Source organism: Bradyrhizobium sp. dw_411, from assembly GCF_018449695.1.
GTDB lineage: Bacteria > Pseudomonadota > Alphaproteobacteria > Rhizobiales > Xanthobacteraceae > Bradyrhizobium.
Window position 1 is genome coordinate 31,500 of the sequence record NZ_JAAVUY010000026.1, and the last position, 23,788, is coordinate 55,287.

Annotated in this window: 26 protein-coding genes; 14 read left to right on the plus strand and 12 right to left on the minus strand. The window is 61.7% G+C overall.

The window, feature by feature from the left end; translation table 11 throughout:
- The first annotated feature begins 318 nt into the window (after positions 1–318).
- The 3 genes from HB676_RS30970 (at position 319) to HB676_RS30980 (ending at position 2,966) form a co-directional block, all read left to right on the plus strand.
- Positions 319–1,821, plus strand: coding sequence for a leucyl aminopeptidase (locus HB676_RS30970; RefSeq protein ID WP_213742297.1), 1,503 nt, complete (start codon positions 319–321; stop codon positions 1,819–1,821).
- Positions 1,822–1,832: 11 nt separating this feature from the next.
- Positions 1,833–2,285, plus strand: a complete 453-nt coding sequence (locus tag HB676_RS30975; RefSeq protein WP_213742298.1) for a DNA polymerase III subunit chi — start codon at positions 1,833–1,835, stop codon at positions 2,283–2,285.
- A 150-nt stretch (positions 2,286–2,435) separates the two neighbouring features.
- A complete protein-coding gene (locus HB676_RS30980; protein WP_213742299.1) occupies positions 2,436–2,966 on the plus strand; it encodes a hypothetical protein in 531 nt (176 codons plus the stop codon).
- 37 nt (positions 2,967–3,003) lie between these two features.
- On the opposite strand, the gene HB676_RS30985 is transcribed toward HB676_RS30980, so the two are convergent.
- From HB676_RS30985 to HB676_RS30995, 3 genes are all read right to left on the minus strand, one after another.
- Positions 3,004–4,866: an ABC-F family ATP-binding cassette domain-containing protein gene (locus tag HB676_RS30985; RefSeq protein WP_213742300.1), complete on the minus strand. Its 1,863-nt coding sequence runs from the start codon at positions 4,864–4,866 to the stop codon at positions 3,004–3,006.
- Between the two features lie 89 nt (positions 4,867–4,955).
- Complete coding sequence (locus HB676_RS30990; protein ID WP_213742301.1) at positions 4,956–5,138, minus strand: hypothetical protein; 183 nt, start codon at positions 5,136–5,138, stop codon at positions 4,956–4,958.
- Between the two features lie 201 nt (positions 5,139–5,339).
- Positions 5,340–5,609 (minus strand): sulfur globule protein precursor, encoded by a 270-nt coding sequence (locus HB676_RS30995; RefSeq protein WP_213742302.1) that lies wholly within the window; start codon positions 5,607–5,609, stop codon positions 5,340–5,342.
- Between the two features lie 284 nt (positions 5,610–5,893).
- Here HB676_RS30995 and ndk point away from each other — a divergent pair, with 284 nt between their 5' ends.
- A complete protein-coding gene (gene ndk / locus HB676_RS31000) occupies positions 5,894–6,316 on the plus strand; it encodes a nucleoside-diphosphate kinase (RefSeq protein WP_213742303.1) in 423 nt (140 codons plus the stop codon).
- A gap of 99 nt (positions 6,317–6,415) precedes the next feature.
- The gene (locus HB676_RS31005; protein WP_213742304.1) at positions 6,416–7,231 is read left to right on the plus strand and encodes a YjbE family putative metal transport protein; all 816 of its coding nucleotides are present in this window, start codon (positions 6,416–6,418) and stop codon (positions 7,229–7,231) included.
- On the opposite strand, the gene ppx is transcribed toward HB676_RS31005, so the two are convergent.
- The 4 genes from ppx to HB676_RS31025 form a co-directional block, all read right to left on the minus strand.
- Entirely contained in the window at positions 7,228–8,730 is a 1,503-nt protein-coding gene (gene ppx / locus HB676_RS31010) for an exopolyphosphatase (protein ID WP_213742305.1), read from the minus strand. The genes HB676_RS31005 and ppx overlap by 4 nt on opposite strands.
- Before the next feature lie 12 nt (positions 8,731–8,742).
- A complete protein-coding gene (locus tag HB676_RS31015) occupies positions 8,743–10,941 on the minus strand; it encodes an RNA degradosome polyphosphate kinase (protein WP_213742306.1) in 2,199 nt (732 codons plus the stop codon).
- Between the two features lie 138 nt (positions 10,942–11,079).
- Positions 11,080–11,757, minus strand: coding sequence for a DnaA/Hda family protein (locus tag HB676_RS31020; RefSeq protein WP_213742307.1), 678 nt, complete (start codon positions 11,755–11,757; stop codon positions 11,080–11,082).
- Between the two features lie 74 nt (positions 11,758–11,831).
- On the minus strand, positions 11,832–12,374 hold the full coding sequence (locus HB676_RS31025; protein WP_213742308.1) for a CDP-alcohol phosphatidyltransferase family protein: 543 nt from the start codon (positions 12,372–12,374) through the stop codon (positions 11,832–11,834).
- A 155-nt stretch (positions 12,375–12,529) separates the two neighbouring features.
- Here HB676_RS31025 and purM point away from each other — a divergent pair, with 155 nt between their 5' ends.
- Positions 12,530–13,603: a phosphoribosylformylglycinamidine cyclo-ligase gene (purM, locus tag HB676_RS31030; protein ID WP_213742309.1), complete on the plus strand. Its 1,074-nt coding sequence runs from the start codon at positions 12,530–12,532 to the stop codon at positions 13,601–13,603.
- Positions 13,604–13,607: 4 nt separating this feature from the next.
- On the plus strand, positions 13,608–14,273 hold the full coding sequence (gene purN, locus HB676_RS31035) for a phosphoribosylglycinamide formyltransferase (RefSeq protein ID WP_213742310.1): 666 nt from the start codon (positions 13,608–13,610) through the stop codon (positions 14,271–14,273).
- Positions 14,274–14,342: 69 nt separating this feature from the next.
- Here purN and HB676_RS31040 read toward each other — a convergent pair whose 3' ends face one another.
- The gene (locus HB676_RS31040; RefSeq protein ID WP_079602358.1) at positions 14,343–14,546 is read right to left on the minus strand and encodes a cold-shock protein; all 204 of its coding nucleotides are present in this window, start codon (positions 14,544–14,546) and stop codon (positions 14,343–14,345) included.
- 402 nt (positions 14,547–14,948) lie between these two features.
- On the opposite strand from HB676_RS31040, the gene HB676_RS31045 reads away from it, so the two are divergent.
- Positions 14,949–16,103 carry an autotransporter outer membrane beta-barrel domain-containing protein gene (locus HB676_RS31045; protein WP_213742311.1) on the plus strand — a complete coding sequence of 385 codons (1,155 nt, stop codon included), beginning with the start codon at positions 14,949–14,951 and terminating at the stop codon, positions 16,101–16,103.
- Positions 16,104–16,133: 30 nt separating this feature from the next.
- Here the strand turns inward: HB676_RS31045 and HB676_RS31050 are convergent, their stop codons facing one another.
- Positions 16,134–17,204: a LysR family transcriptional regulator gene (locus HB676_RS31050; RefSeq protein WP_213742312.1), complete on the minus strand. Its 1,071-nt coding sequence runs from the start codon at positions 17,202–17,204 to the stop codon at positions 16,134–16,136.
- A 54-nt stretch (positions 17,205–17,258) separates the two neighbouring features.
- Between HB676_RS31050 and HB676_RS31055 the strand changes: the two genes are divergently transcribed.
- The 5 genes from HB676_RS31055 (at position 17,259) to HB676_RS31070 (ending at position 19,485) form a co-directional block, all read left to right on the plus strand.
- The gene (locus HB676_RS31055; protein WP_213742313.1) at positions 17,259–17,885 is read left to right on the plus strand and encodes a hypothetical protein; all 627 of its coding nucleotides are present in this window, start codon (positions 17,259–17,261) and stop codon (positions 17,883–17,885) included.
- Positions 17,872–18,480 (plus strand): GNAT family N-acetyltransferase, encoded by a 609-nt coding sequence (locus HB676_RS31060; protein WP_213742314.1) that lies wholly within the window; start codon positions 17,872–17,874, stop codon positions 18,478–18,480. The genes HB676_RS31055 and HB676_RS31060 overlap by 14 nt, the downstream gene beginning before the upstream one ends.
- A 43-nt stretch (positions 18,481–18,523) precedes the next feature.
- A complete protein-coding gene (locus HB676_RS31065; RefSeq protein ID WP_249780546.1) occupies positions 18,524–19,075 on the plus strand; it encodes an isochorismatase family protein in 552 nt (183 codons plus the stop codon).
- On the plus strand, positions 19,072–19,194 hold the full coding sequence (locus HB676_RS34175; protein ID WP_275944990.1) for a hypothetical protein: 123 nt from the start codon (positions 19,072–19,074) through the stop codon (positions 19,192–19,194). The genes HB676_RS31065 and HB676_RS34175 overlap by 4 nt, the downstream gene beginning before the upstream one ends.
- A gap of 114 nt (positions 19,195–19,308) precedes the next feature.
- On the plus strand, positions 19,309–19,485 hold the full coding sequence (locus HB676_RS31070) for a hypothetical protein (protein ID WP_213742316.1): 177 nt from the start codon (positions 19,309–19,311) through the stop codon (positions 19,483–19,485).
- 58 nt (positions 19,486–19,543) lie between these two features.
- On the opposite strand, the gene rnd is transcribed toward HB676_RS31070, so the two are convergent.
- The 3 genes from rnd to HB676_RS31085 form a co-directional block, all read right to left on the minus strand.
- The gene (rnd, locus tag HB676_RS31075; protein WP_213742317.1) at positions 19,544–20,692 is read right to left on the minus strand and encodes a ribonuclease D; all 1,149 of its coding nucleotides are present in this window, start codon (positions 20,690–20,692) and stop codon (positions 19,544–19,546) included.
- A gap of 408 nt (positions 20,693–21,100) precedes the next feature.
- Complete coding sequence (locus HB676_RS31080; protein ID WP_213742318.1) at positions 21,101–22,579, minus strand: protein adenylyltransferase SelO; 1,479 nt, start codon at positions 22,577–22,579, stop codon at positions 21,101–21,103.
- An 83-nt stretch (positions 22,580–22,662) separates the two neighbouring features.
- Positions 22,663–23,040, minus strand: coding sequence for a hypothetical protein (locus tag HB676_RS31085; protein WP_213742319.1), 378 nt, complete (start codon positions 23,038–23,040; stop codon positions 22,663–22,665).
- Positions 23,041–23,178: 138 nt separating this feature from the next.
- Between HB676_RS31085 and HB676_RS31090 the strand changes: the two genes are divergently transcribed.
- On the plus strand, positions 23,179–23,643 hold the full coding sequence (locus HB676_RS31090) for a hypothetical protein (protein WP_213742320.1): 465 nt from the start codon (positions 23,179–23,181) through the stop codon (positions 23,641–23,643).
- Positions 23,644–23,788 lie beyond the last annotated feature (145 nt).

Here is a 23,788-nt window from a genome sequence, read left to right on the forward strand (position 1 = left end):
TGAACTGCGGTGCAACCAAACCCGAAAACCGGGTTCCCCTTTGGTTGCGCCAGCATTCATCCAGCCAGCTCACTCTCTCACTACCATCCCTTTGATCCGTCAACAAAATGGCTGAGCCAAGGCACCTTTCCAATATGGTTAATAATTCGCCTATGTGGCCGTCCAGCCACGGCGGCGCTTGGCAGCACGGCGGTGGACAGGCCATAGTGCTGCGAAACACGCTCTTGACGGATGTGCAGCGCAGCCGGAAGAGAACATTCGAAGCACCCCGGCGGGTCACCGACCCCTGCGACAGCCCTGATTTTGGAGGATTTACCTATGACCGACGCCGTCAAGGTCGGCTTCGTCCCGTTTTCCACCGCCCCGCGGGGTATTCTGGTGGTTTTCTGCGACGATACGTTGAAGCTCGGCGCGGCCACCCGCAAGGTGCTAGGGAGCGCGGCCGATCTCGTCAAGCGCGCCGCCGCGACCAGCCAGTTCAAGGGCAAAAACGGCTCGGCGCTCGATATTCTGGCGCCCGCGGGTCTCAAGGTCTCGCGCCTGATCGTGGTCGGCGCCGGCAAGCTCTCCGCGCTCAAGGAAAGCGACTTTCTGAAATTTGGCGGCGTCGCCGCCGGCAAACTGCGCGCCGGCAATGATGCGGCGACGATCATCGCGGAATTGCCTGAGGGCGCCATGAAGCCCGATCAGGCTGCCGCGATCGGGGCCGGCGTGCGGCTGCGCGCCTACAAGTTCGATCGCTACAAGACCAAGAAAAAGGATGGCGAGGACGGCGCATTGCATGCCGATATTTCGGTCGCGGTGGACGATGTCGGCGCGGCGCGCAAGGCGTTCGCGCCGGATTCGCACATTGTCGATGGCGTCATCACTGCTCGCGATCTCGTCAACGAGCCGCCCAACATATTATTCCCGGTGGAGTTTGCGCGCCGCGCCGCTCAGTTGCGCAAGCTCGGCGTCGATGTCGAGATCCTCGACGTCAAGGCGATGACCAAACTCGGAATGGGCGCACTGCTCGGCGTGGCCCAGGGCTCGACGCAGCCGGGCCGCACCGTGATCATGCGCTGGAACGGCGGCAAGCGCGGCGATGCGCCGGTGGCTTTTATCGGCAAGGGCGTTTGTTTCGATACCGGCGGCATTTCGATCAAGGGCGCCTCCGGTATGGAGGATATGAAGGGTGACATGGGCGGCGCGGCCTGCGTGGTCGGATTGATGCAGGCACTGGCTGCGCGAAAGGCAAAGGTCAATGCGGTCGGCGCCATCGGTCTCGTCGAGAACATGCCCGACGGCAACGCGCAGCGTCCCGGCGATATCGTGACCTCGATGTCCGGCCAGACCATCGAGATCATCAATACCGACGCCGAAGGCCGGCTGGTTCTGGCCGACGTGCTCTGGCACGTGGCCAAGAAGTTCAAGCCGAAATTCATGGTCGATCTCGCCACGCTCACCGGCGCAATCATGGTTGCGCTCGGCACCGAATATGCCGGGATGTTTTCCAACAATGATGAACTGGCCGAACGCCTGAGCAAGGTCGGCCTCGAAACGGGCGAGCGGGTCTGGCGCATGCCGCTCGGTCCGGAATACGACAAGCAGATCGATTCGCAATTCGCCGACATGAAGAACACCGGCACCCGCAATGGCGGTTCGATTACTGCCGCCCAGTTCCTGCAGCGCTTCGTCGACGGCACGCCATGGGCCCATCTCGACATCGCGGGAACGGCGATGGGCGCGCCGAAAACTGAGATCAATCAGAGTTGGGGTTCGGGCTATGGCGTCCGGCTGCTGGAGCGGCTGGTGGCGGAGTATTACGAAGGCAAAAAATAGCTGCAAACCGGATGACGGAAGTTCTGTTCTACCATCTGCAGGACATGACGCTCGAGAGCGTGTTGCCGCCGCTGCTCGAGAAATCGCTGGAGCGTGGCTGGCGGGTGGTGGTGCAGTCGACGTCGCAGGAACGCGCCGACGCGCTCGACGCGCATCTGTGGACCTATCGCGACGATTCGTTCCTGCCGCACGCCACCTGGCGCGTGGGCGATGCCGCGGATCAGCCGATCGTGCTGGCGGTCGAGGAGGGCAATCCGAATCGGGCCAATGTCCGGTTCCTGGTCGACAGCGCGCCATTACCGGCGGATTCGGAGACCTATGATCGAGTGGTTCTGGTCTTCAATGGCGACGACGGTGAGGCGCTCGCTGCAGCGCGAAGTGCCTGGACCGATTGCAAGAAACGGGGTTTCGAAGTCACATATTGGCAGGCTGACGAGCGGGGCCGGTGGCAGCGGCGGGAATAGCGATATAAGGCAATTAATGATAATCTGCAGTTTCAGTCCGTGAGCTTGCCTATAGCCACGGTCGTGCCGCAAAGTGATGGTGGGACAACCTCTTAGGGCGGAATTGGGACTTATTTCATCGTGCAAGACAAATACCGTCACGGAAAACGAATGCTGGCGTTGCTGCTGTTTGCCCCCTTGATGGCGGGCTGCGCGGGCACGTCCGATATGTTTTCCTCGGATCTTTTGTCGAAAGACGCGGAATGGTTTTCCCGCAGCGGCAGGATTTTCGTCAAGAACGTGTCGATTGAAACGCCGCCACTGACCCCTGACAAACCGGTCATGGCCGAAGACCTTGTCAGCGCCGAAGGCTTTTGCCCGGGCATGAGTTCGGCAGGCGTTCCTGCCAATGCCAACGCGCTGGCCGATGGCGCCGCCGCGCCCGCGCCTGCGACCACGGGAACCGTCGCGCTCGGCCATACCGAATGCGATGTGGTTCGCGGAATTGGCGCGCCAGACAACGTCAGTCTCTCGAATAGTCCCCGCGGCGATCGGGTGGCGGTCGTCAATTATTCGCGCGGACAACGCGCCGGCATCTACACCTTCACGGGCGGGCGGCTGACATCGATCGAGCGCGGATCCGATCCGGTGATCGAGCCGAAACCTGCAAAACCCAAAAAGAAGAAGCCGGCCGCGACCTGATCGCGTTTCGAACTGTTTTCAACCGGTACTGATCGGTTCAGCCCGTCGCTTCGTCATATTGTGAACTCGCTGCCAGCCACTCTTCCTCGGCCCGCTGTAAGGCGTTCTCCGCGCCGGCACGCGCCTTGCTGAGCTGGGCCGCCTGTTTCGGATCGCGCTTGAACAAATCCGGCAACGCGAGCGCCGTGTCGATTTTGGAAATGATGCCGTTGATGCGCGCGATTTCGGCCTCTGCCTCTGAAATCTTCTGCTTCAGCGGGATGCGCTTTTCCTTGCTGCGCGCCGGCTTGTCGCGCTCGTTGTTGCCGCGGTCGCGCGAATTGGTCCGCATGCCGCGTGCCGACAACACCATGCGGCGATAATCGTCGAGGTCGCCATCGTAAGCCGTAACCTTGTGATCGGCGACCACCCACAATTGATCGGCGCAGGCTTCGATCAGATAGCGATCATGGGAGACCATGATGACCGCGCCGGGAAAATCATTGATAGCCTCGGCCAGCGCCGCGCGGCTGTCGATGTCCAGATGGTTGGTCGGCTCGTCCAGGATGATCATGTTGGGACCGTAGAAGGTCGCCAGACCCAGCAACAGCCGGGCTTTTTCGCCGCCCGACAGGCTCTTGACCAGCGTGTCGCCGGCCTTGCCGGAAAAGCCGATCGCGCCGGTGCGCCCGCGCACTTTGGTTTCAGGGGCGTCCGGCATCAGCCGGCGAACGTGATCGTAGGGCGAGCCGTCGAGATTGAGTTCATCGACCTGATGCTGCGCGAAATAGCCGATCGAGAGCTTTTCGGCGCGGGTGACGTGGCCGGAGAACGGCGGCAGCTTGTTGGCAAGCAGCTTGACCAGCGTCGATTTGCCGTTGCCGTTGGAGCCGAGCAAAGCGATGCGGTCGTCGGTGTCGATGCGGAGCGTAACGCGATTGAGCACCGGCTTTTTCGGATCGTAACCGACAGAGACGTCGTCGACCGCGATGATCGGCGGCGACAGCATTTTCTCAGGGATAGGAAACGAGATTTCGCGCACATCCTGCGTCACCAGCGCGGTCACCGGCTTCATTCTTTCCAGCATCTTGACGCGGGATTGGGCCTGACGGGCTTTCGAGGCCTTGGCCTTGAAGCGATCGACAAAGTCCTGCAGACGCTTGCGCTCGTCGGCTTGCCGCTTGGCGTGCTTGGCATCGAGCATTTCGCGCGTCGCGCGCTGCTCCTCGAACGACGAGTAAGTCCCCTTGTAAAGCGTCAGCTTGCCGCGATCGAGGTGCAGGATCTGATCGACCGATGTGTCGAGCAGATCGCGGTCATGGCTGATCACGATCACCGTGCGCGGATAATTCGCCAGATGGTCCTCGAGCCACAGCGTGCCTTCGAGATCGAGATAGTTGGTCGGCTCGTCGAGCAGCAGAAGATCGGGCGCTGAAAACAAGGTCGCCGCGAGCGCCACGCGCATGCGCCAGCCGCCGGAAAATTCCGAACAGGATCTGGCCTGGTCAGCGGTGGAAAATCCGAGGCCGCTGAGGATCGCGGCGGCGCGGGCAGGGGCGGAATGCGCGTCGATATCCACCAGCCGGGTTTGAATGTCGGCGATGCGGGTCGGATCGTGCGCAGTTTCCGCTTCATGCATCAGCGCTTCGCGCTCAAGGTCGGCCTTGAGCACGACATTGATGAGGCTTTCCGGGCCGTCCGGGGCTTCCTGCGCGAGACTGCCGACGCGCCAGCGTGGCGGAATGCTGATGCTACCGGATTCGGTGGGCAATTCGCCACGGATCGCGTGAAACAGCGTCGATTTACCGACACCGTTGCGGCCGACAAAGCCCACGCGCGCACCGGGAACGATTTGCGCGGAGCTACTATCGATCAGAAGCCGTCCGGCAATCCGGATCGAAATATCGGTGATTGAAAGCATGCGGGGCTTTTCACCGGAGCCATCCAAAAACGCAACCGGTTTATTGCCCCAAATAACGGCGCGATGGGCTCTTATGCCGTAATATAGGGCTAGTTAGCCATGCCGACTTCGTCACGTCTGCGTAACTCGTCCAACAGGTGCTGGAGGTGGGACGACAGTCCTGAAGTATCCGGGCGAAGGCTCTGCTGCAGCCGTTCACCCACGGCATCGCAGATCGATCGGCTGGTCTTGCGATCGATCCCTTCGCTGTCGTTGTTGATTCGGCTGTTCATGGCGAGTTCCGCGTTCCGATCCGTTTCAAATGGCGCGGGATCAAGTCTTTGGTGCGGAAAATGTTTCCGGCGATCGCCTAATTGGGCGTCTTTCTGGTGAAATTTCGATTAAAAGGCCGCAAGTTGTTCCCCAAGCAGGGCAAAGAAAAGCCCCGGCCGCAGAGGGCCGGGGCTTTTTGAGGTCCGGATCGGACGATTGGATCAATAGCAGCGATTGACCACGCGCCAGCGCGGTCCCCAGGGGGTCGGGACCAATCGCCGCACATAGCAGCCGCCGTAGCCATAGCCGGCATAGGCGCCGTACCCGTAATAACCGGGGCCGCCGGCGAAGAAGCGCGGACCGCCCCAGCCGCCGCCGTGCCATCCACCATGCCACCCATGGCCGCCGAAGGCCGAGGCAGAGGTCGGCGCCAAGGCGGCCACACCCAGCGAAGCCGCGGCAACTGCAACAAGCGAGAGTTTGCGTAACATGTCGTTCTCCTCAACGTTTGGCGCCGTCGGCGCCATCAGGTGAAACGTGCTGCCCCGTAAGCCTCGACAGGCGAGGCGTGCGGTTGATGGAAGCCTATGTCCGGCAAGCTGAACGCAACCGGGACGATCGCTTCAGAAAGGGTTCACCTTCGTGAAATTGTTGTAATTCCGGGCCTTAAAGCAGGCGCCGGCAGGTCGGCGGCATTTCACCTGATCGCTTGCCGTTCACAGGCTACGCCGATATAAGCCCGGCAACTTCCATCAGCGTTTTCAAGGACGAAACCATGGCGATCGAACGTACCTTTTCCATCATCAAGCCGGATGCGACCGAGCGTAACCTGACCGGCGCCATCAACGCGCTGATCGAAAAGGCCGGACTTCGCATCGTTGCGCAAAAGCGCATTCGCATGACCCGCGAACAGGCCGAAACCTTCTACGCCGTGCACAAGGCGCGGCCGTTCTTCGGCGAACTGGTGGATTTCATGATTTCCGCACCGGTCGTGGTTCAGGTTCTCGAAGGCGAAAACGCCGTTCTCAAGCATCGCGACGTGATGGGCGCCACCGATCCTTCCAAGGCCGCCGACGGCACCATCCGCAAGCTGCATGCAAAGTCGATCGGCGAAAACTCGGTGCACGGTTCTGACGCCGCCGAGACCGCCGTGATCGAAATAGCCCAGTTCTTCTCTGGCAACGAAATCGTCGGCTGATCGACACGTCAAAGCATTGATTGAGAGTCTGACTGGTTCTGATCAGACTCTCAACGATGATGACTGCGGAGGCGGCCGGTTGCGCCAAGGGGGCAGGCTGTGAATTGGCTGTTGCAGGTGTTTGATCCCGCCAACGTCGGTGCGTTGCTAGCGCAATTCCAAGCCGACGTGCAAAAGCCCGCGTTCTGGCTCTCGGTCGGCAAGATCATCTGGATCAACGTGCTGTTGTCCGGCGACAATGCGCTGGTCATCGCGATGGCCTGCCGCGGACTGCAGCCCCGGCAGCGCCTGTGGGGCATGGTGATCGGCGCCGGTATTGCAGTGATCCTGCTGATCTTGTTCACCGGCATTGTCGCGACGCTGATGGCATTGCCTTACCTCAAACTGGTCGGCGGCATCGCGCTGTCGATCATTGCGGCCAAGCTTCTGGTGCCGGAAGATGAAGGTGACGACGTCACCGCCGGCACCACGCTGTGGCACGCCGTGCGGATTGTCGTGATCGCCGACATCGTGATGAGCCTCGATAATGTGATCGCGGTCGCCGCCGCCGCGAATGGCGAACTCGCGCTATTGGTGCTCGGCCTTGCCATCAGCATTCCCATGATCATTGCCGGCGCGGCGCTGATCATGATGGTGCTTGACCGGTTTCCGGTCCTGGTCTGGCTGGGAGCGCTGTTGCTCGGTTGGATTGCAGGGGACGTGATCGAGAGCGATCCGGCTGTCGATCCCTTGGTGCAGCGGCTTCTCGATGGCGGGCTCGCGCCGAAACTTGACGCGATATCGGCTGTCATCGGCGTACCACCGCACGACCTTGTCGGATATCTCGCCTCGGTGCTCGGCGCGATCGTTGTATTTGTCTCTGGATCGATCTGGCGCCGGCGCAAACTGCGTCACAGCGAACGTGCCGCAGCTTAGCGTCTCACGATCGTTCCGGAGCGGCCGAGCAATCTTGCAAGCTGCTTGAAACGGCTGCCGACGCGATCGGCGACCAGATCGACCATCCGGTGCTCGAACACCAGCATCAATTTACGACCGCGGCTGCGGAAATGCGTGGCGGGCAAGACGCCGGGTCGCGCCGCCGAGATCAGATGGGCGACCCGAAAGGCCGCGCCGAGCACGCGCGCGCGCTCGTCCATCGCCGGCGGCACCAGCCCCCTGATCGCCGCCGGTGGCTCGTTTTCCTCGCTCAAACCAGCATAACGGTAGAACACCGACAGTGCGACAAAGGCCCGGCCCTGATGACTGATCGCGCCGAAATTGCCGTTCATGATCAGACTGAGGGTCTCCTCGCCACGGTGATCGGGATGAACGCGCCATCCGATGTCGGACAACAGGCAGGCGGCATGGCGCAGGCGACGATCCTCGTCGGTTTCGCGCAACTTCACGACCCTGACGAGGCGGTCGGTCCATCCGATCAGTTCCTGGGCATGACGCGCGGAGCGCGAAAACAACTCGTTCAGGGTCTGCGCGGCGCAGATCAATCCATCCTTGGATCGCTCAAGCGGCGGCAGCAGCCCGTAGAGCAGGCCTTCGCGCACGCCGAAGGTTGAAAACACGATGGTCTTCGGCTTGGCGACACGAATGATGTATTCGAGCACGAGCGCGGCATAGGTCAGTAACGGCCGCCGGGCATCGGCGACGGCTTCGATATTGGCCAGCATGTTTGTGGAGGCGAGGCGGCGCAGGCGCTGCGCGAAATCGAGCGCGTCCGCCGCCGGAATGGAATAGCCGTGCATCACCCGCAGCGGATAATTGCTCTGGATGATGTGGATGCGCGCCAGCGCGCGCCATGTGCCTCCGACGGCGTAGAACGCACGGCCGCGGCCAGCCTTGAGCTGGGCTACGCCGGAGAGGTCGGTCCGGACGATACGCTCGGCGCGCTTGAGCGATTTATCCGAGGCATCCTGCAGCGCCAGACTTCCGAGCGGCAGCGTCACGCCCTGGCGAATGCGGTTACCGCGCACGTCAATCAACTCCAGCGAACCGCCGCCGAGATCGCCGACAATGCCATCCGGTTTATGGACGCCGGAAATAACGCCGAGCGCCGATAGTTTGGCTTCGCGCGGACCCGACAGGATTTCAATCTTGACGCCGCAAATGCGCTCCGCCTTGGCGATGAAGTCGGGGCCGTTGGTGGCGTCGCGGCACGCAGCGGTGGCGATGGCGTGGACGCGGCCGACCTTCATGGTCTTGCACAGCGCCCGGAAGCGCCGCAGCGAGGTCAACGCCTTGGCGACGGCGTCCGGCGCCAACAGGCCCGTGCTCTGGACTTCGCGTCCGAGCCCGCAAAGGGTTTTCTCGTTGAAGATAGAGACGAGGCTGCGCGTCATCGTTTCATAAACGACAAGACGCACCGAGTTCGACCCAATGTCGATGACCGCGACGCTGGGGGCGCGTTTGCGCGGCCGCTTCACAGTAATATCCCCTTATGACGATTGCTGGCGTTCGGTACGGCGCGTGAGGCGGCGCGGCGAAGATTCCTTAAGCGACTTTCCACGGCCGGACAAACTCGGATTCGTCATGAAATAATTATGCAGGTTGAAAGGCTCTTCGCCTTTCGCGGCCTTCATACGCGTTGACGATCCATCCGGCAACAACTGCCAGCTCTGCTCGGTATCTTTCAGGTTCGCGACCATGATCTGTTCGAGAACCTGCTGATGCACCGTGGGATTTTGCAGCGGACACAACACTTCGACGCGCCGGTCGAGGTTGCGCGGCATCATGTCGGCCGACGAGATATACACAGCCGCCTTGGTGCTCGGCAGGCCCTGTCCCATCCCGAAGCAGTAGATGCGGCCATGTTCGAGGAACCGGCCGATGATCGATTTGACGCGGATGTTCTCCGAAAGCCCGGGAATACCCGGCCGCAGGCAGCAGATGCCGCGCACCACGAGTTCGATCGAGACCCCGGCCTGCGACGCCTCATAGAGCGCGTCGATGATGTCGGGGTCGACCAGCGAGTTCATCTTCAGCCAGATTGCAGCCGGCTTGCCGTGACGGGCGAAGTTGGTTTCGCCGTGGATGTGTTCCAGCATGCGCTTGCGCAAGGTGAGGGGCGATACCGCCATCTTTTCGATGTCGCTCGGCTCCGCATAGCCGGTGATGTAGTTGAACACCCGCGCGGCGTCGCGGCCGATGGCCGGGTCGGACGTGAAATATGACAGATCGGTGTAAATGCGCGCGGTCACCGGATGGTAGTTGCCGGTGCCGGTATGGACATAGGTCGTGAGGCTTCCAGCTTCGCGGCGCACGATCAGCGACAGCTTGGCGTGGGTCTTCAACTCAATAAACCCGTACACCACCTGCACGCCGGCGCGCTCAAGATCGCGCGCCCAGCGGATATTGGCTTCCTCATCGAACCGCGCCTTGAGTTCGATCAGCGCCGTCACCGATTTGCCGGCCTCCGCGGCTTCCGCGAGCGCGCGCACGATCGGCGAATTGTTCGAGGTGCGATACAGCGTCTGTTTGATCGCGACGACGTCGGGATCGCGCGCGGCCTGTTGCAGGAACTGCACGACGACGTCGAACGATTCATAGGGGTGATGAACGATCAGGTCCTTTTGCCGGATCGCCGCGAAGATGTCGCCGCCATGGTCGCGCACGCGCTCGGGATGGCGCGGCACATAGGGAACGAATTCGAGATCGGGCCGGTCGAGCCGTGTCAGTTGCGACAGTTCGTTCATCGCCAGCACGCCGTCTACCAAAAGAACCTCGTCATCGGCGGTGGAAAGCGCGCGCTGCACGAAGGCGCGCAGTTCTTCGGGCATCTTGGCTTCGATCTCGAGCCGGATTACCGATCCCCGCCGCCGCCGCTTCAGCGCGGTTTCGAACAAACGAACCAGATCCTCCGCCTCTTCCTCGATTTCAAGTTCGGAGTCGCGGATAATACGGAACGCGCCCTGACCCTTGACGGTGTAACCGGGGAACAGCCGGCCGATGAACAGGCCGGTGGCTTGCTCTAGCGTAATCAGGCGCACCGCGCCGTCCTTGCCGGTGGGCATACGGATAAAGCGATCGATCTTGCCGGGCATACGAATAAGCGCGTTCATCGGCTTGCCGTCGGAGACCCGCGCCAGATGCAGCGCGACGGTAAAGCCGAGGCTCGGGATGAACGGAAACGGATGCGCCGGATCGATCGCCAGCGGCGTCAGCAGCGGGAAGATGTTGTGGAGGAAGTGATCCTCGATCCAGGCACGCTCGGTCTTGGTGACATCGCGGCCGTCGACCAGAACGAGGCCGACCTCGGCCAGGATGCCGCGCAGGTCGCGCCAGATCGCCTGCTGGTCGCTGGCGAGTTTTGAAACCGTCTCGTTGATAGCCACAAGCTGTTCGGCGGGGGTCAGTCCGTCCGGACTGCGCTCGGCAATGCCCTCGCGCACCTGGGCCTTGATGCCGGCGACCCGCACCATGAAGAACTCATCAAGGTTATTGGCGGATATCGACAGAAATCTCACCCGCTCGAGCGCGGGGTGGCCGGGATTGACGGATTCTTCCAGCACCCGGCGATTGAAATGCAGCCAGGAAAGCTCCCGGTTGATGAAGCGCTCGGGGCTGCTGGCCATCGCCGCGCCGGCTTCGGAATCCGCTTCTTTTTCTTTAATAACAATAGCTTGTGCGGATTCCATCGAACTCTCATCCATTCCAGTTCTGGCGGTCTGGCCGTCGGAACGAGACCGCTTAAACAATGTGTTATCGAGATGACGTTTCGATGACATTGACGTTCCCGGCCCGGGCGTCGTCAAGGTACCAAGACAGGGGAAACGTCAGGCATCGCGCAACAGGTCGGCCGCCAATGCCCGGGTCACCGGCCGGCCCAGCCGCAGGGCTTCGGTATCCAGCAGCTCCACGGCCTGCCGCACGGCGGCATAAGAACGCTCAATCCGGGTTGCGAGATAGCTTACCACGGTCTCGTCGACAGTCAGTTGACGGTCCGCACAGAATTTGACGATCAGCGCCCGAAACAACTGGTCGTCCGGTGGCAACAGCAGCACGGTCGGGACCGCGCGCAGGCGCGAGCGCAGATCGCGCAGCTCGATCTGTAACGCCGTGGGCGGTTCGCGGGCCGTGATCAGAACGAACGCGGCATCTTCGCGCGCCAGGTTCAACAGATGGAATAGCGCCCGTTCGTCGAGGTCTTGCGATTTCAGATCTTCGACCACCAGCGCGCCCGTCGCCAGGGCGCCGGGCACCGCCGTCGCGGTCAACGCATGCGCGGAGATCGAGCGCGCGCCGGATTCCTCGGCCCAGATCGCGGCGAGGTGGCTCTTGCCCGAACCCTCGGGCCCCACCAGCAGCATGACGCGGTTCGGCCAGTCGGGCCAGCTATCGACCAATGCGAGACCGGCGGCATTGGCCGGGCCTTCATGGAAGTTGTCGCGTGTCAGGCTCTCCGCATGCGGCAGCGCAAATGCGAGCTGACGAGGTTGAACGCGGCCTGCCACACAAGTCTCCAAGCCGGGGTCGACCGGCACGTGATTTCCCAAATCCGGATTTTCCAAATCTGGATTTCCGAACTCTAGCTCGCTTCGATCGTGCTCATGTGCCGCACCCACTCGACGAGATAGAAGGATACGGAAACCAGAGTAAAGACGGTGACAAAACCCATCAGGATCAGGTCATACGGCCTTGGCGTGAAGCCGAAGCCGAGCGCGGCGAGGATCAATGCCGCAAACGCCACCTGCGCCACCGTATTGAGCTTCGACACCATCAGCGGTTTCATCGGAATCGGTTTGCCGAACAACCATGACACAATCACGGCGGACACGATCATGATGTCGCGCGACACCACCAGGATGACGATCCAGCGCGGCACCGCGCCCCAGATCCCGAGCGCCACATAGATCGAGACCAACAGCGCCTTGTCCGCGAGGGGATCGAGCAGCGCTCCCAATTCGCTGGCCATGTTGAAGCGCTTGGCGAGAAAGCCGTCGACCGCGTCGCTGACGCCCGCGATGACAAAGATCGCAAACGCGATCTCCATCTGGCTGGAGGCAATCGCCCAGACGATAATCGGCACCAGCAGGATGCGGCCGAGGGTAATGATGTTGGGTATGCTCACGGCGCTTCCCGGCTACCGGCCTGATGTGTCGTAACTATCCAGCCCTTTGCAGGGTGAGCCGGTTCCCGTCTACATAGTACATGCGCCGGCCGCTTGCGAGCCATTGCACATCCATGGAATCCGACGTAACCAGCCGCCTTCATCTGGAATAGGCCATGATCGACCGTAAAAACGGGCTCACTTACGCGGATTCGGGCGTCGATATCGATGCGGGAAATCGCCTCGTTGACATGATCAAGCCGTTGGTTCGCGCCACCGCCCGTGCCGGCGCCGACGCCGAAATCGGCGGATTCGGCGGGCTGTTCGATCTGAAGGCGGCCGGCTTCAAGGACCCGGTTCTGGTTGCGGCCACCGACGGCGTCGGGACCAAGGTCAAGATTGCCATCGATACCGGCCTGCATGACGGTATCGGGATCGATCTGGTGGCGATGTCGGTCAACGACCTCGTCGTGCAGGGCGCCGAGCCGCTGTTTTTTCTGGACTATTTTGCCTGCGGCAGGCTCGACCCGGAGGCCACCGCCGCGATCGTGGCCGGGATTGCGGAGGGCTGCCGTGAGTCCGGTTGCGCGCTGATCGGCGGCGAGACCGCCGAGATGCCCGGCCTCTACAAGGACGGCGACTACGATCTCGCGGGCTTTGCGGTTGGCGCTGCCGAGCGTGGCACGCTGCTGCCGCGCCCGGATATCGCGGCAGGCGACGCGGTGATCGGTCTGGCCTCATCAGGCGTTCACTCCAACGGCTACTCGCTGGTGCGCAAGATCGTCGAGCGGTCCGGTCTGGGCTTCGACGCGCCGGCGCCGTTTTCGCCGGTCATGACGCTGGGCGGCGCGCTGCTGACGCCGACACGGCTCTATGTACGCTCATGCCTGCGTGCGATCCGCGAGACCGGAGCAGTCAAGGGACTGGCCCACATTACCGGCGGCGGTTTCACCGACAATATTCCGCGCGTGCTGCCAAAGCATCTTGGTGTCGGGATCGATCTGGCGCGCCTGCCGGTGTTGCCGGTGTTCAAATGGCTGGCAGAGCAGGGCGGCATTGCCGAACTCGAATTGCTGCGCACCTTCAACTGCGGCATCGGCATAATCGCGATCGTGAAAGCGGATGCGGTGGAAGAGGTCAGCGATATTCTGACGCAGGGCGGCGAGACCGTCGCACTGCTCGGCGAGGTGATCCCGGCGCAGGGCGAACACCGCGTGGTCTATAACGGTCATCTCGATCTTAAATGGTAAGGCCATGAAACGCCGCGTCGCGATCCTGATTTCCGGGCGCGGATCCAATATGGCCGCCTTGATCGAGGCCGCAACGGCCGATGATTTCCCGGCCGAGATCGCGGTGGTGATCTCCAACAAAGCCGATGCCGGCGGTCTTGCGAAAGCCGCAGCCAGCGGTGTGGCGACCGTGATCATCGAAAGCAAGCCGTTCGGCAGGGATCGCGCGGCGTTCGAGGCGGTTCTGCAGTCTGCGCTGGATCAAAATAAGATCGACCTGATCTGTCTTGGCGGCTTCATGCGGTTGTTCACGGCCGAGTTCGTGCAGCGCTGGCACGGCCGGATGCTCAACATCCATCCCTCCCTGCTGCCGTCATTTCCCGGGCTCGATCCGCATGGTCAGGCGCTGAACGCCGGCGTGAAGATTTCGGGCGCGACCGTCCATTTTGTGATTCCGGAAACCGATGCCGGGCCGATCGTGATGCAGGGCGCCGTCGCGGTGGCTGACGATGACACGCCGGACACGCTGGCGGCGCGGATCCTCGAGATCGAACACCGGATCTATCCGGATGCACTACGGCTTCTTGCCGGCGGCCGGATCCGGCTGGAGGGCGATCTCTGCAAGACGACAGACGGCGCCGGTCCTGCCGGCACGTTGATCTCTCCCGCGATGCGGCTGCGGGACGTTTGATCAGCACAATAAAAATCCCCCGGCGCGGGCCGGGGGGCATCGATGGCTTTACGCTGATCGTGATGAAGTTTAGGAGACCTTGAGGTTTTCCGCGGAGCTTTTGCCGCGGTTTTCCACGAGGTCATATTCGACAACCTGATTTTCGTTGAGGGTTGAGAGCCCAGCGCGCTCGACCGCCGAGATATGGACGAACACGTCCTTATCGCCGGCCATCGGCTTGATGAACCCATAACCCTTGGTCGGGTTGAACCACTTGACGGTGCCTTTTTGCATCGCCTGTCTCCTGGTCTAGACGTAAAAAAGACGCGGCCACGCTTTTCGCGTGCCACGCCACAAGCGGGCTTCCGGAGGTCTGCTCAATTTCCTAGTCGCGAAACGCACAGTCGAACGGCCTAAATCCGATTGTGCCTGACATTGCAACACGAAATTTGCGCGTTAGCAAGCTTCTGGCGCGGCTTGCGAAATCATGCGGGCGGTGAAATCGCTCCGGACCACCCTGTGGCGGCAGAACAACAATGCCCGGTAATCGGCCCCGACAAGCCGCCGTCAGCGATTGACGCTCCCTGCGAAGTGGGAGCAAATCGAACTCGGTCAACAGCGATTTGGGCTAGCAGGGATTTTTGGGGCGGACAGGGACTGGCATCCCTGTCCGGTTGGCGGTTGGGAATAGCATTCATGTGCTGCGCATCGCGGTCTTCGCGGGCAATGGAGACCGGGATCGCCTGGCGGCTCGCAGCGGCCGTCGCCATCGTGTTCACCCTGGTTGTTGCGGCTACGCCACAGGCTCAGGCGCAGGCGCCGGCCGCGTTTGTCCCGCCACCACCGCCGCCGCCTCCAGTGCCGACCCCGCTACCGGTTCCGACATCGACCAGCATCAATTCCGATCTGTCGGCGGGTGCGGCGGTGCAGAACCTTGGCAGCAACTTCCTGGAGCGGCTCGGCAACCAGGCGACAAACGGGTTTGGCAGTGCCTCCCGGAGCAATCCGGGCGGCGGCGGCGCCTCTGCGGCGACCGAGGAGCCGAAGTATCGGACCTGGGGAGAGGCCTACGGCATCTCAACCAAAAATGAGGCGCAGCCCAATTTCGTCGGCGATCAGCGGGTGACTTTTGGTGGGGTCGCGGGCTTCGGCGCTCGCCTTGCGCCCGGCGTCAATGTCGGTTTCTCGGTGGATCAAAGCCGCACCTCCATCGACGCGCCGCTGGCGATGCAGACCGCGACGCTCGACCTCACCCAGTTCGGCTTCAACGCCTCGGTGGACAAGGGGCCGTGGACCTGGGCCATCGCGCTGGTCCATGGCTTTGGCAAAGTCGGCACCAGCCGGGACACCGGTCTGGGCTTCGCGACGGCAGGCTATAACGCCCAGATCGACGGTGCGCTGACCGAACTCAGCTATTACTGGAGCATGGACCAGAGCCGGATCGTGCCGAAGGTTGCGCTTGAATATACCCACGCCTCGACCGGCGCGTTTCAGGAAGCCGGCGGCCTCAATCCGGAAACCGCGACCGGAGCAACCATGGAGCGCTCACGGGTATTGCTCGGCGCGGAGATCGGACATTACTGGATCATCGACCGGAGGATTCTGGATCTGTCCGCCTACGGCAAATTCGTGGACAACATGTCACAGAATTTCAGCTCGATTGTCGTCAGCCTTGGGCCCCAGAGCATCGCGGTGCAGGGTATTGGCGAAAGCCAATATGGCGCGGATACCGGCGCGTCGGCGTCGCTCAGCCTGACCAACACGGTGCGTGTCTACCTGAACTATGACGGCAAGTTTCGCGCCGCGATGCAGTCGCATCAGGGCACCATGGGCGTTGAGGTAAAATTCTAGCTGGTGTCCGCTGAGAGCGGGGCAGCGGAATCAGAGCAACTCCTGCGGAGCCGCAACATTGTACGGATTGCCGGCGACATATCCGCCCATCCCGTAATTCTCCCGCGATCCCGCCATCAGGGGAATGAGATCGTTCGGGTGAATGAATTCATCCTTGAAACACGGATAGGTCTTGGGATCGAAAATCTTCTTGAGCCAGTCGATGACGATCTTGTGCCGGTCCGAGTTGCGAAACTCCTTGTGATAGGTCAGCCAGAGATCCGCATGATGACTGACGCCGACATCGGCGGCGACCAGCGGCGCACCCAATGCGATCGACGCGGTTGGCAGGAAGCCTACGCCTGCGCCTCTTTCCACCGCGTACAGGACGCCGATGCTGGAATTGGTTCTGATGCCGACCACGCCCTCCAGCGAGGTTAGCCCGAAAATCCGGGCATAGGCGGTATCGTCCACCTGCGGCGCGTTCTGCTTCACGATCCGGTGGTTTTGCAACTCGGGCAGCGAAGCCGGAACGCCATAGAGCTTGCGGTATCCTTCGGAAACGAACGGATAGATATGAAGCCTGCCGAGTTTCGCGACGATGAGATCGGGATTTGTCGGCGGCTCGAGCTGAATGGCGATATCGGCCTCCAGCCGCGCGACATCAGCCTGCTCCATCGCGCAGCGCAGATCGACGGTGATCTTGCGATAGGTTTTCTGGAAGTCGATCAGGCGCGGCAGAATCCAGAAATTGCCCGGGCCTTCGGTCACGGCCACGCGAACCGTGCCGGCGGGATCCTCCGACGATTGGGATGCGCGGCGGAAAATATTGAAGGCGTGACGCTCCATCTCGGTCACATCAGCGACCATCGCGGTACCTTCCTCGCTGATCGTCAATCCGCTTTGATCGCGCAGAAACAACTTGCAGCCGATCCGCTCTTCAAGCCGATCTATCCTGCGCATCAGGGTCGTGCTGGTCAGGCCGAGCACTTCAGCCGCGTTGCGGAAGCTTTTGTATTTTGTGCAGGCGAGAAACGCTTTCAGATCGTCCCAGGACGCATCCAGAACCTCGTCGGTCCGGTGCTGCGTCATTGCAGCACCCCGGTGCAATAGTTGCTGCATACCTAAATTTCCCACCCGTTATGGTCATGGCCCATCAGGTAGGAGCGACGATAGATGCGCAATCAGCTTAAGGAAAGGGCCTCTTTTGCCGCAAGGCATGATTTCGATTCGCTATCGACTGATACCGATATTGAGGTGCGGTTCGCGCAATATTCCGAGCTTTCCTTTCTGGCCGACATGGCCCGCCGCATGGTGCCGGGAATTCAACTGACCGGCGCGAGCCTCGGCCGGTATTTTACGTTTGATCCCGAATGCATTCTGACGTTTAGCCGGCGGGGAAAGTTGCTCGGCGGGGTCGCGCTGCTCTATTTCAACAGCCGCGGGCATGACGCCCTCATCCTCGATGAGATTTCCCTGGCGCAGCCGGATTTGAGTTTGCTTGCCGGGCGCGACGAAGAGGTATCGGCTAATTACATTTGGGCGGTTGCGACAACCGGTCGCGGTATCGCCGGATATGGCAAGGTCGCCGCGCATCTGAGAACGCCGCGCTACGCCAGCGCCAATTGCTACGCCCAGCCAGCGACCAAGGCGGGACGCGAGCTTCTGGTCTCGACCTGCTTCGAACAGATGCCGAGCTTCCAGCCCGATCTCTGGTGCTACGAGCGGCCATGGAATCGCGTTCCATCAAATATGCCGGCGCCCATCGTTCCGGCAAGGAGTTTCGCAAATGCACGGTACTAAGGCTTCATCGCCGGCCAATCCGAACCCGCGCGCGATTTCCGTCCGTATCGCGCGCGATCCCAACGACCTGATGCTCGTGACCGCAATCCGCGCCGCCGTCTACATGGCCGAGCAGGATTGCCCGATCGAGGAAGAGTTCGACGGCAACGATCTGGTCGCGGCCCATTTCATCGGGTTTATCGGATCCGAACCCGCGGGCTGCCTGCGCGTTCGATTTTTTGGCGACTTCGCCAAGGTCGAACGGCTGGCGGTGCGTCATCAATTCCGGCGCTCGCGGGTTTCATTCAAGCTGGTGCAGGCCAGTGTCGATTACGTCAAGCGCAAGGGATTCCGGAAGATCTACGGTCAGGCGCAGGACCGCCTGGTGGATTTCTGGGCCCATTTCGGCGCCAAGCCGCTCGGCCATAACCGCAAGATCACGTTTTCCGATTTCTCCTATACCGAGATGGTTCTCGATATCGAGCCAGACCGCGATGCGATTACCCTCGACAGCGATCCCTACATGATCATTCGGCCTGAGGGCGATTGGGACCGGCCGGGCGTTCTGGACATTTCCTCGGGCCGAGCGGTGACGTCCCCGCTGCGCACGGCCTGATTGTTGGCAACACATGATCTCTTATCAAAAAGCAGTGGCCAACATGCATGACGATCCGCCGATCCTGGTTTGCGCCGATCTTCAGGTTGAGTACCTCACCGAAGGCCGCAGCCACTTCATCGCGGATGCCGAGGCGATTACCTCGCGATGCCTCCAGTTGATGACGCTCTGGCGCAACAATTTGTGGCCGGTGATGCATTTGAAACGGATCGCCCAGGCCGCCTGGTTCAATCCGGCGTCGAATCTGACGGACTGGATTGCGGGCCTCAAGCCGCGGCCGGGCGAACTCACCTTCGAGCATCCGCTGCCGTCGGCCTACAGTTCGGCGCGGTTCGCCGAATACATGTCGAACATGAGAAACATTCGCTGCGTGCTGCTGGGATTTTCTCTCGACGAAACCATTCTGTCGACCGTCGTTGAAGGATTTCACCGCAGCCATCGGTATCAGCTCGTCGGCGATGCCGTGGCGTGCAGGCGTCCCGGCGCCGGCGACGGCGCTTCCTACAAACCGGCCGTGGTTCGGGTGATCGGCAACTATGCCGGAATTCAGGAGAGTGCCGAGCTGATCGAGGAAAACACCGGGATCACGGTATGACCGAAGATTTGAAACCTGCCGCCATGCGGCGGTTATTTGGCAAGCCGTTCGGCGAGTTCGAGGAGGATGCGCCGGTCGGAGGGATCCTTGATTTTTCTAAATGCAACGACGAGCCGTAAACCCTCGACGACATTGAGATCGATCTGATCATCACGAACCAGCCGTAGCAACTTGTCACCAGGATGATCCGTTTGATCCGTGCTCACCGTAAAAGCTCCAGAAGCGAGTAGCAGATGGCGACCCTCGACGACGATCTTAATGAACTGGCTATCACCATTTCAATGGCGATCGAAAAAGCTCGCCAGCTAAAGCTCTCTACGAGCGCTTATATTCTATCAATGGCGCTGGTGGAAGTATGGGAAACTACCAAAGGCGGCGAACGCAACATTGCGGGCGACATCACTCAGTAACATTTTGTCGCACGCGTCCAGGTTGTGGGCGCGGCGCTAACGGCATTGGGTAACGGAACTAATTTCGGTCGACCCTGACCACCCGGCCTTTTTCAATCGCCAGCGCCAGCCGGCCGTGTTTCAGCGACAGCGCCGCTTCGCCGAACAGTTCGCGGCGCCAGCCATGCAATGCGCCGACATCGGCATGATCGTCGGCTGCGATCTGCTCGAGATCGTCGACGGTCGCGATCACCTTGCTGGCGACGGCGTGCCGTTCGGACGTCATCCGCAGCAGGACTTTCAGAAGCTCGACGATTGCCGCACCGTTCGAATTGCCGCGCGGCTTTTCGATCTTGGGCAGCGTGGCGGGATCGCGCGCGATGCCGCGCTGCACGGCAGCAACGATATCGGTGCCCCATTTCGATCGATCAAAACCCTTTGGCAGCGAGCGCAGACTGGCGAGCCGCTCCAGGCTGGTCGGCGCGTGGGTGGCGATGTCGCCGACGGCATCATCCTTCAGGACCCGGCTGCGCGGAACATCGCGGCTTTGGGCCTCCTGTTCGCGCCAGGCGGCGACTTCCATCAGCACCGCAAGCTCTTTCGGCTTGCGGACTCGCGTTTTCAACCGCTCCCAGGCGCGTTCCGGGTGAAAATCATAGGTCTTCGGCGAGGTCAGGACTTCCATTTCCTCGCTCACCCACTCATTGCGCCCGCGCTTCTTGAGATCGGCGTCGAGGGCTGCGAACACATCGCGCAGATGGGTGACGTCGGAGACCGCGTAGTGCATCTGGTCTTCGGTCAGCGGCCGGCGCGACCAGTCGGTGAAACGGTGGGTCTTATCCGGCCGGTGACCGGTAATGCGCTCGACCAGCTGGTCATAGGCGATGGAGTCGCCGTATCCGAGTACCATGGCCGCGACCTGGGTATCGAAGATCGGGTGCGGAACGATGCCCGCCCGATGCCAGACGATCTCGATATCCTGACGCGCGGCGTGAAAGACCTTCAGCACCTTCTCATCGGCCATCAGGTCGAAGAACGGCTTGAGGTCGATGCCCTCGGCCAGCGTATCGACGACAACAGCTTCCTCCGCGCTGGCCATCTGCACGACGCAGAGCAGGGGGTAATAGGTCGTCTCACGCAGGAATTCGGTATCGACGGTGATGACCGGGTGCTTGGCGAGGCGGGCGCAAACAGCTGCCAATTCGGAAGTGGTGGTAATCAGATCCATGAACGGTCCATAACGCTTCTCAAAGGGCGTTCTGCCGAAAGCGCTGATCTGTCAAGGGTCTTGCGGTGAATTCGAGCCTTGCATTTACGCCGGACAGCGTCCTTCGCCGGGATTTTGGCCTTTCAGGCCGCGCCCGATGATGACGGCTCCCGGTCCGTTAAACGCCCGCCTTGGAAATGGCTGCGATCAGTGGCTGATGCGGCGGCCACGCGGTCGCTGTGAGGAAGGAACCGCCAGTACGATGACGCAAAGTGCCGCCATCGCAAGCCCTATGAATTCAAACACCAACGCGTCCACAGCAATCTCCGAAATAATCCGGTAGATTTGTAAGCAAGCCGTTGATCACTTGTTAATTTTTGGCGGGAGGCGCCATCTCCCGCATCTGATGGTGGAGGCGAGGTTAACGGCTTATGTGCCGCAAAACGTCTGCAGCACGCGTTGGTCCGGCAGCGGCGGCTCGGCATAGGCCGCAAACGCCGGCTGGTCGTCATAGGGCTTGGAGAGCACCGTCAGGAGTTCCTCGAAGGGCGCAAAATCGTCACGGTTCATGGCGGCCTGGATCACGGCTTCGACCCGGTGATTCCTCGGAATGAAGGCTGGATTGACCGACCGCATCGCGTTCCGCCGCCTGGTCGCATCCTGCGGCTCCTCGCCGAGCCGCTGCCGCCAGCGCACCGCCCATTCGTCATAGGCGGCCGGGTCGGTAAACAAGGCCCTGACCTCACTATCTTGAGCCGCATCGAGCGCGGCCTCACCCAGGCGCCGGAACGTCAGGGTAAAGTCCGCCTGATTTTGCGCCATCGCGCCGAGCAGGTCCTGCGCCAGCGCCGCATCGCCGTCGCGCGCCGTGAACAGCCCGAGTTTCGCGCGCAGGCCGGCCTGATAGGCGGCGTCGAATGTTTCCGCGAAATCGGCCAGCAGCGTCTGCGCTTCAGAGATGGCCTTGTCCTGGTCGCTGGAAAACAGCGGCAACAGGCATTCGGCCAACCGGGTCAGGTTCCACAGCGCGATCCGGGGCTGGTTGGCATAGGCATAGCGGCCCTGCTCGTCGATCGACGAGAACACGGTCGCCGGATCGTACTGGTCCAGGAAGGCGCAAGGGCCGTAATCGATGGTCTCGCCGGAGATCGAGCTGTTGTCCGTATTCATGACGCCGTGGATGAATCCAACCAGCAGCCAGCGCGCGATCAGTTCGGCCTGCCGCGCGATCACGCCTTGCAGCAATGCGTGATAGGGGCGTTCGGCTTGAGCGGCTTGCGGATAGTGCCGGCTGATGACGTGATCGGCGAGTTGCCGCACCCCTTCGGTGTCGCCGCGTGCCGCGAAATACTGGAAGGTGCCGACCCGGATGTGGCTGGAGGCGACGCGGGTGAGGACGGCGCCGGGCAGCACCGTTTCACGCATCACGCTTTCGCCGGTCATGACGGCGGCGAGCGAGCGGGTGGTCGGAATTCCCATCGCCGCCATCGCTTCGCTGACGACGTATTCGCGCAGCACCGGCCCAAGCGCGGCGCGGCCGTCGCCCCGGCGCGAAAACGGCGTCGGTCCTGAGCCCTTCAACTGGATGTCCCGCCGCACCCCGTCGGCGTCGATCACCTCGCCGAGCAGGATGGCGCGGCCGTCGCCGAGTTGCGGCACGAAATGCCCGAACTGGTGGCCGGCATAGGCCATCGCGATCGGGTCCGCCCCGTCGGGAACCCGCTTGCCGGCCAGGATTTCGGTTCCTTCCGGGCTGGAGAGCCGGTCAGGGTCCAAACCAAGATGGATCGCCAGCGGCCGGTTCAATTTGATCAGCCGGGGGGCCACGACCGGGGTCGGCGCTACCCGCGCGAAAAAGCCGGCCGGAAGCGCCGCATAGGTATTCTGGAAAGGGAAATGAACCGTCATGGTCCGAAGATGGGGATTTCCGCGGCGTTAGGCAATCGGTCTTGTCGCCGATCGGTATGGCCGTCGATTACCGGCAGAGCCTGTTACCGGCAAAGCTTGCGCCGGTCGTTTTCGAGAGACCTTCCCAGGCTCGCCAGATTGTCGATGGAGGCGGCCGTGATCGTGCACTCGCCGACATGCGACTGCATGTAGCCGACGGTGGTGCCGATGGTCGTGGTCGCGCGCTCCAGCACAACGCACATTCGCCGCGTGCCGAACTTTTTCATGTTCTGCATCTCGTCGTTGAGCAGCGTGATGTCCTGTGCGTATGCCTTCATTTGTACGCAAGCGGGCTGGTCGAGCGTGATCCGGTCGGCCTCGGATAGGCCGGCCTTGGCGACGGTTGCGAGCCCGGTGATGGCCAGAAGAACGATCAACAAGCCGCCACGCGCGGGGCGTGAAAAACCAATCTGAAAAGTCATTTCAATTCCCCCGACGCGAAGTTAATCCCGATCGGGGTTTTGCCTGCAAGACCAGAAGGATGGCTGCGCACGCGACAAATTGCGGCCTTTGATTTCGGCGCAATCTGCGTAGAGCAGGGAGATTGCGGGGGATGATTGATGAGATTGCTCGGCATTTGCTCCAGTATTTTTTTGGGTATTTTGATTGCGGCCGGTCTTGTTGGATCGGCGGGCGCGCAAGAGCGCTCGGTGGGCGGGGAGTGGACCGGAAAATATGTCTGCGGGCAGGGTGTCACCGGGGCGCGGCTTGTCCTCAGTGACGACGGATCGCGCGGCGTGTTCCATTTCTATCCGCTGCCGGACAATCCGAGGGTTCCGGAGGGCTGTTTTCAGGTCGCCGGCGTCTTCAATCCCGCCACGGGTGCGTTGGCGATCTTGCCGACCGGGACCTGGTACATGAAACCGCGCAATTATCTGCCGGCCGCCTTCAGCGGCACTGTGGACGGGCGCGGAGAGGGTTTTTCCGGCAAGATCGTCGGTTTGACCGGTTGCGCCAGCATTTTCCTGTCGCGCGCGGCGCCGACCGTGCCCTTGCCGTCGGTCTGTGCCCGCGGTTTGCCGTAACGGCTCTCCGCGAGCCCCGGACAATAGCCATTTTCCCGTGATTTTGAACGCGCCGGCTCTGTTGCGGCAGTGGTTTGGCTCGGCTAAACCCTGCGCGTCGCGGCAGGCCGCGAAACCCATGATTCCGCCCCTCTGACGCCATTTC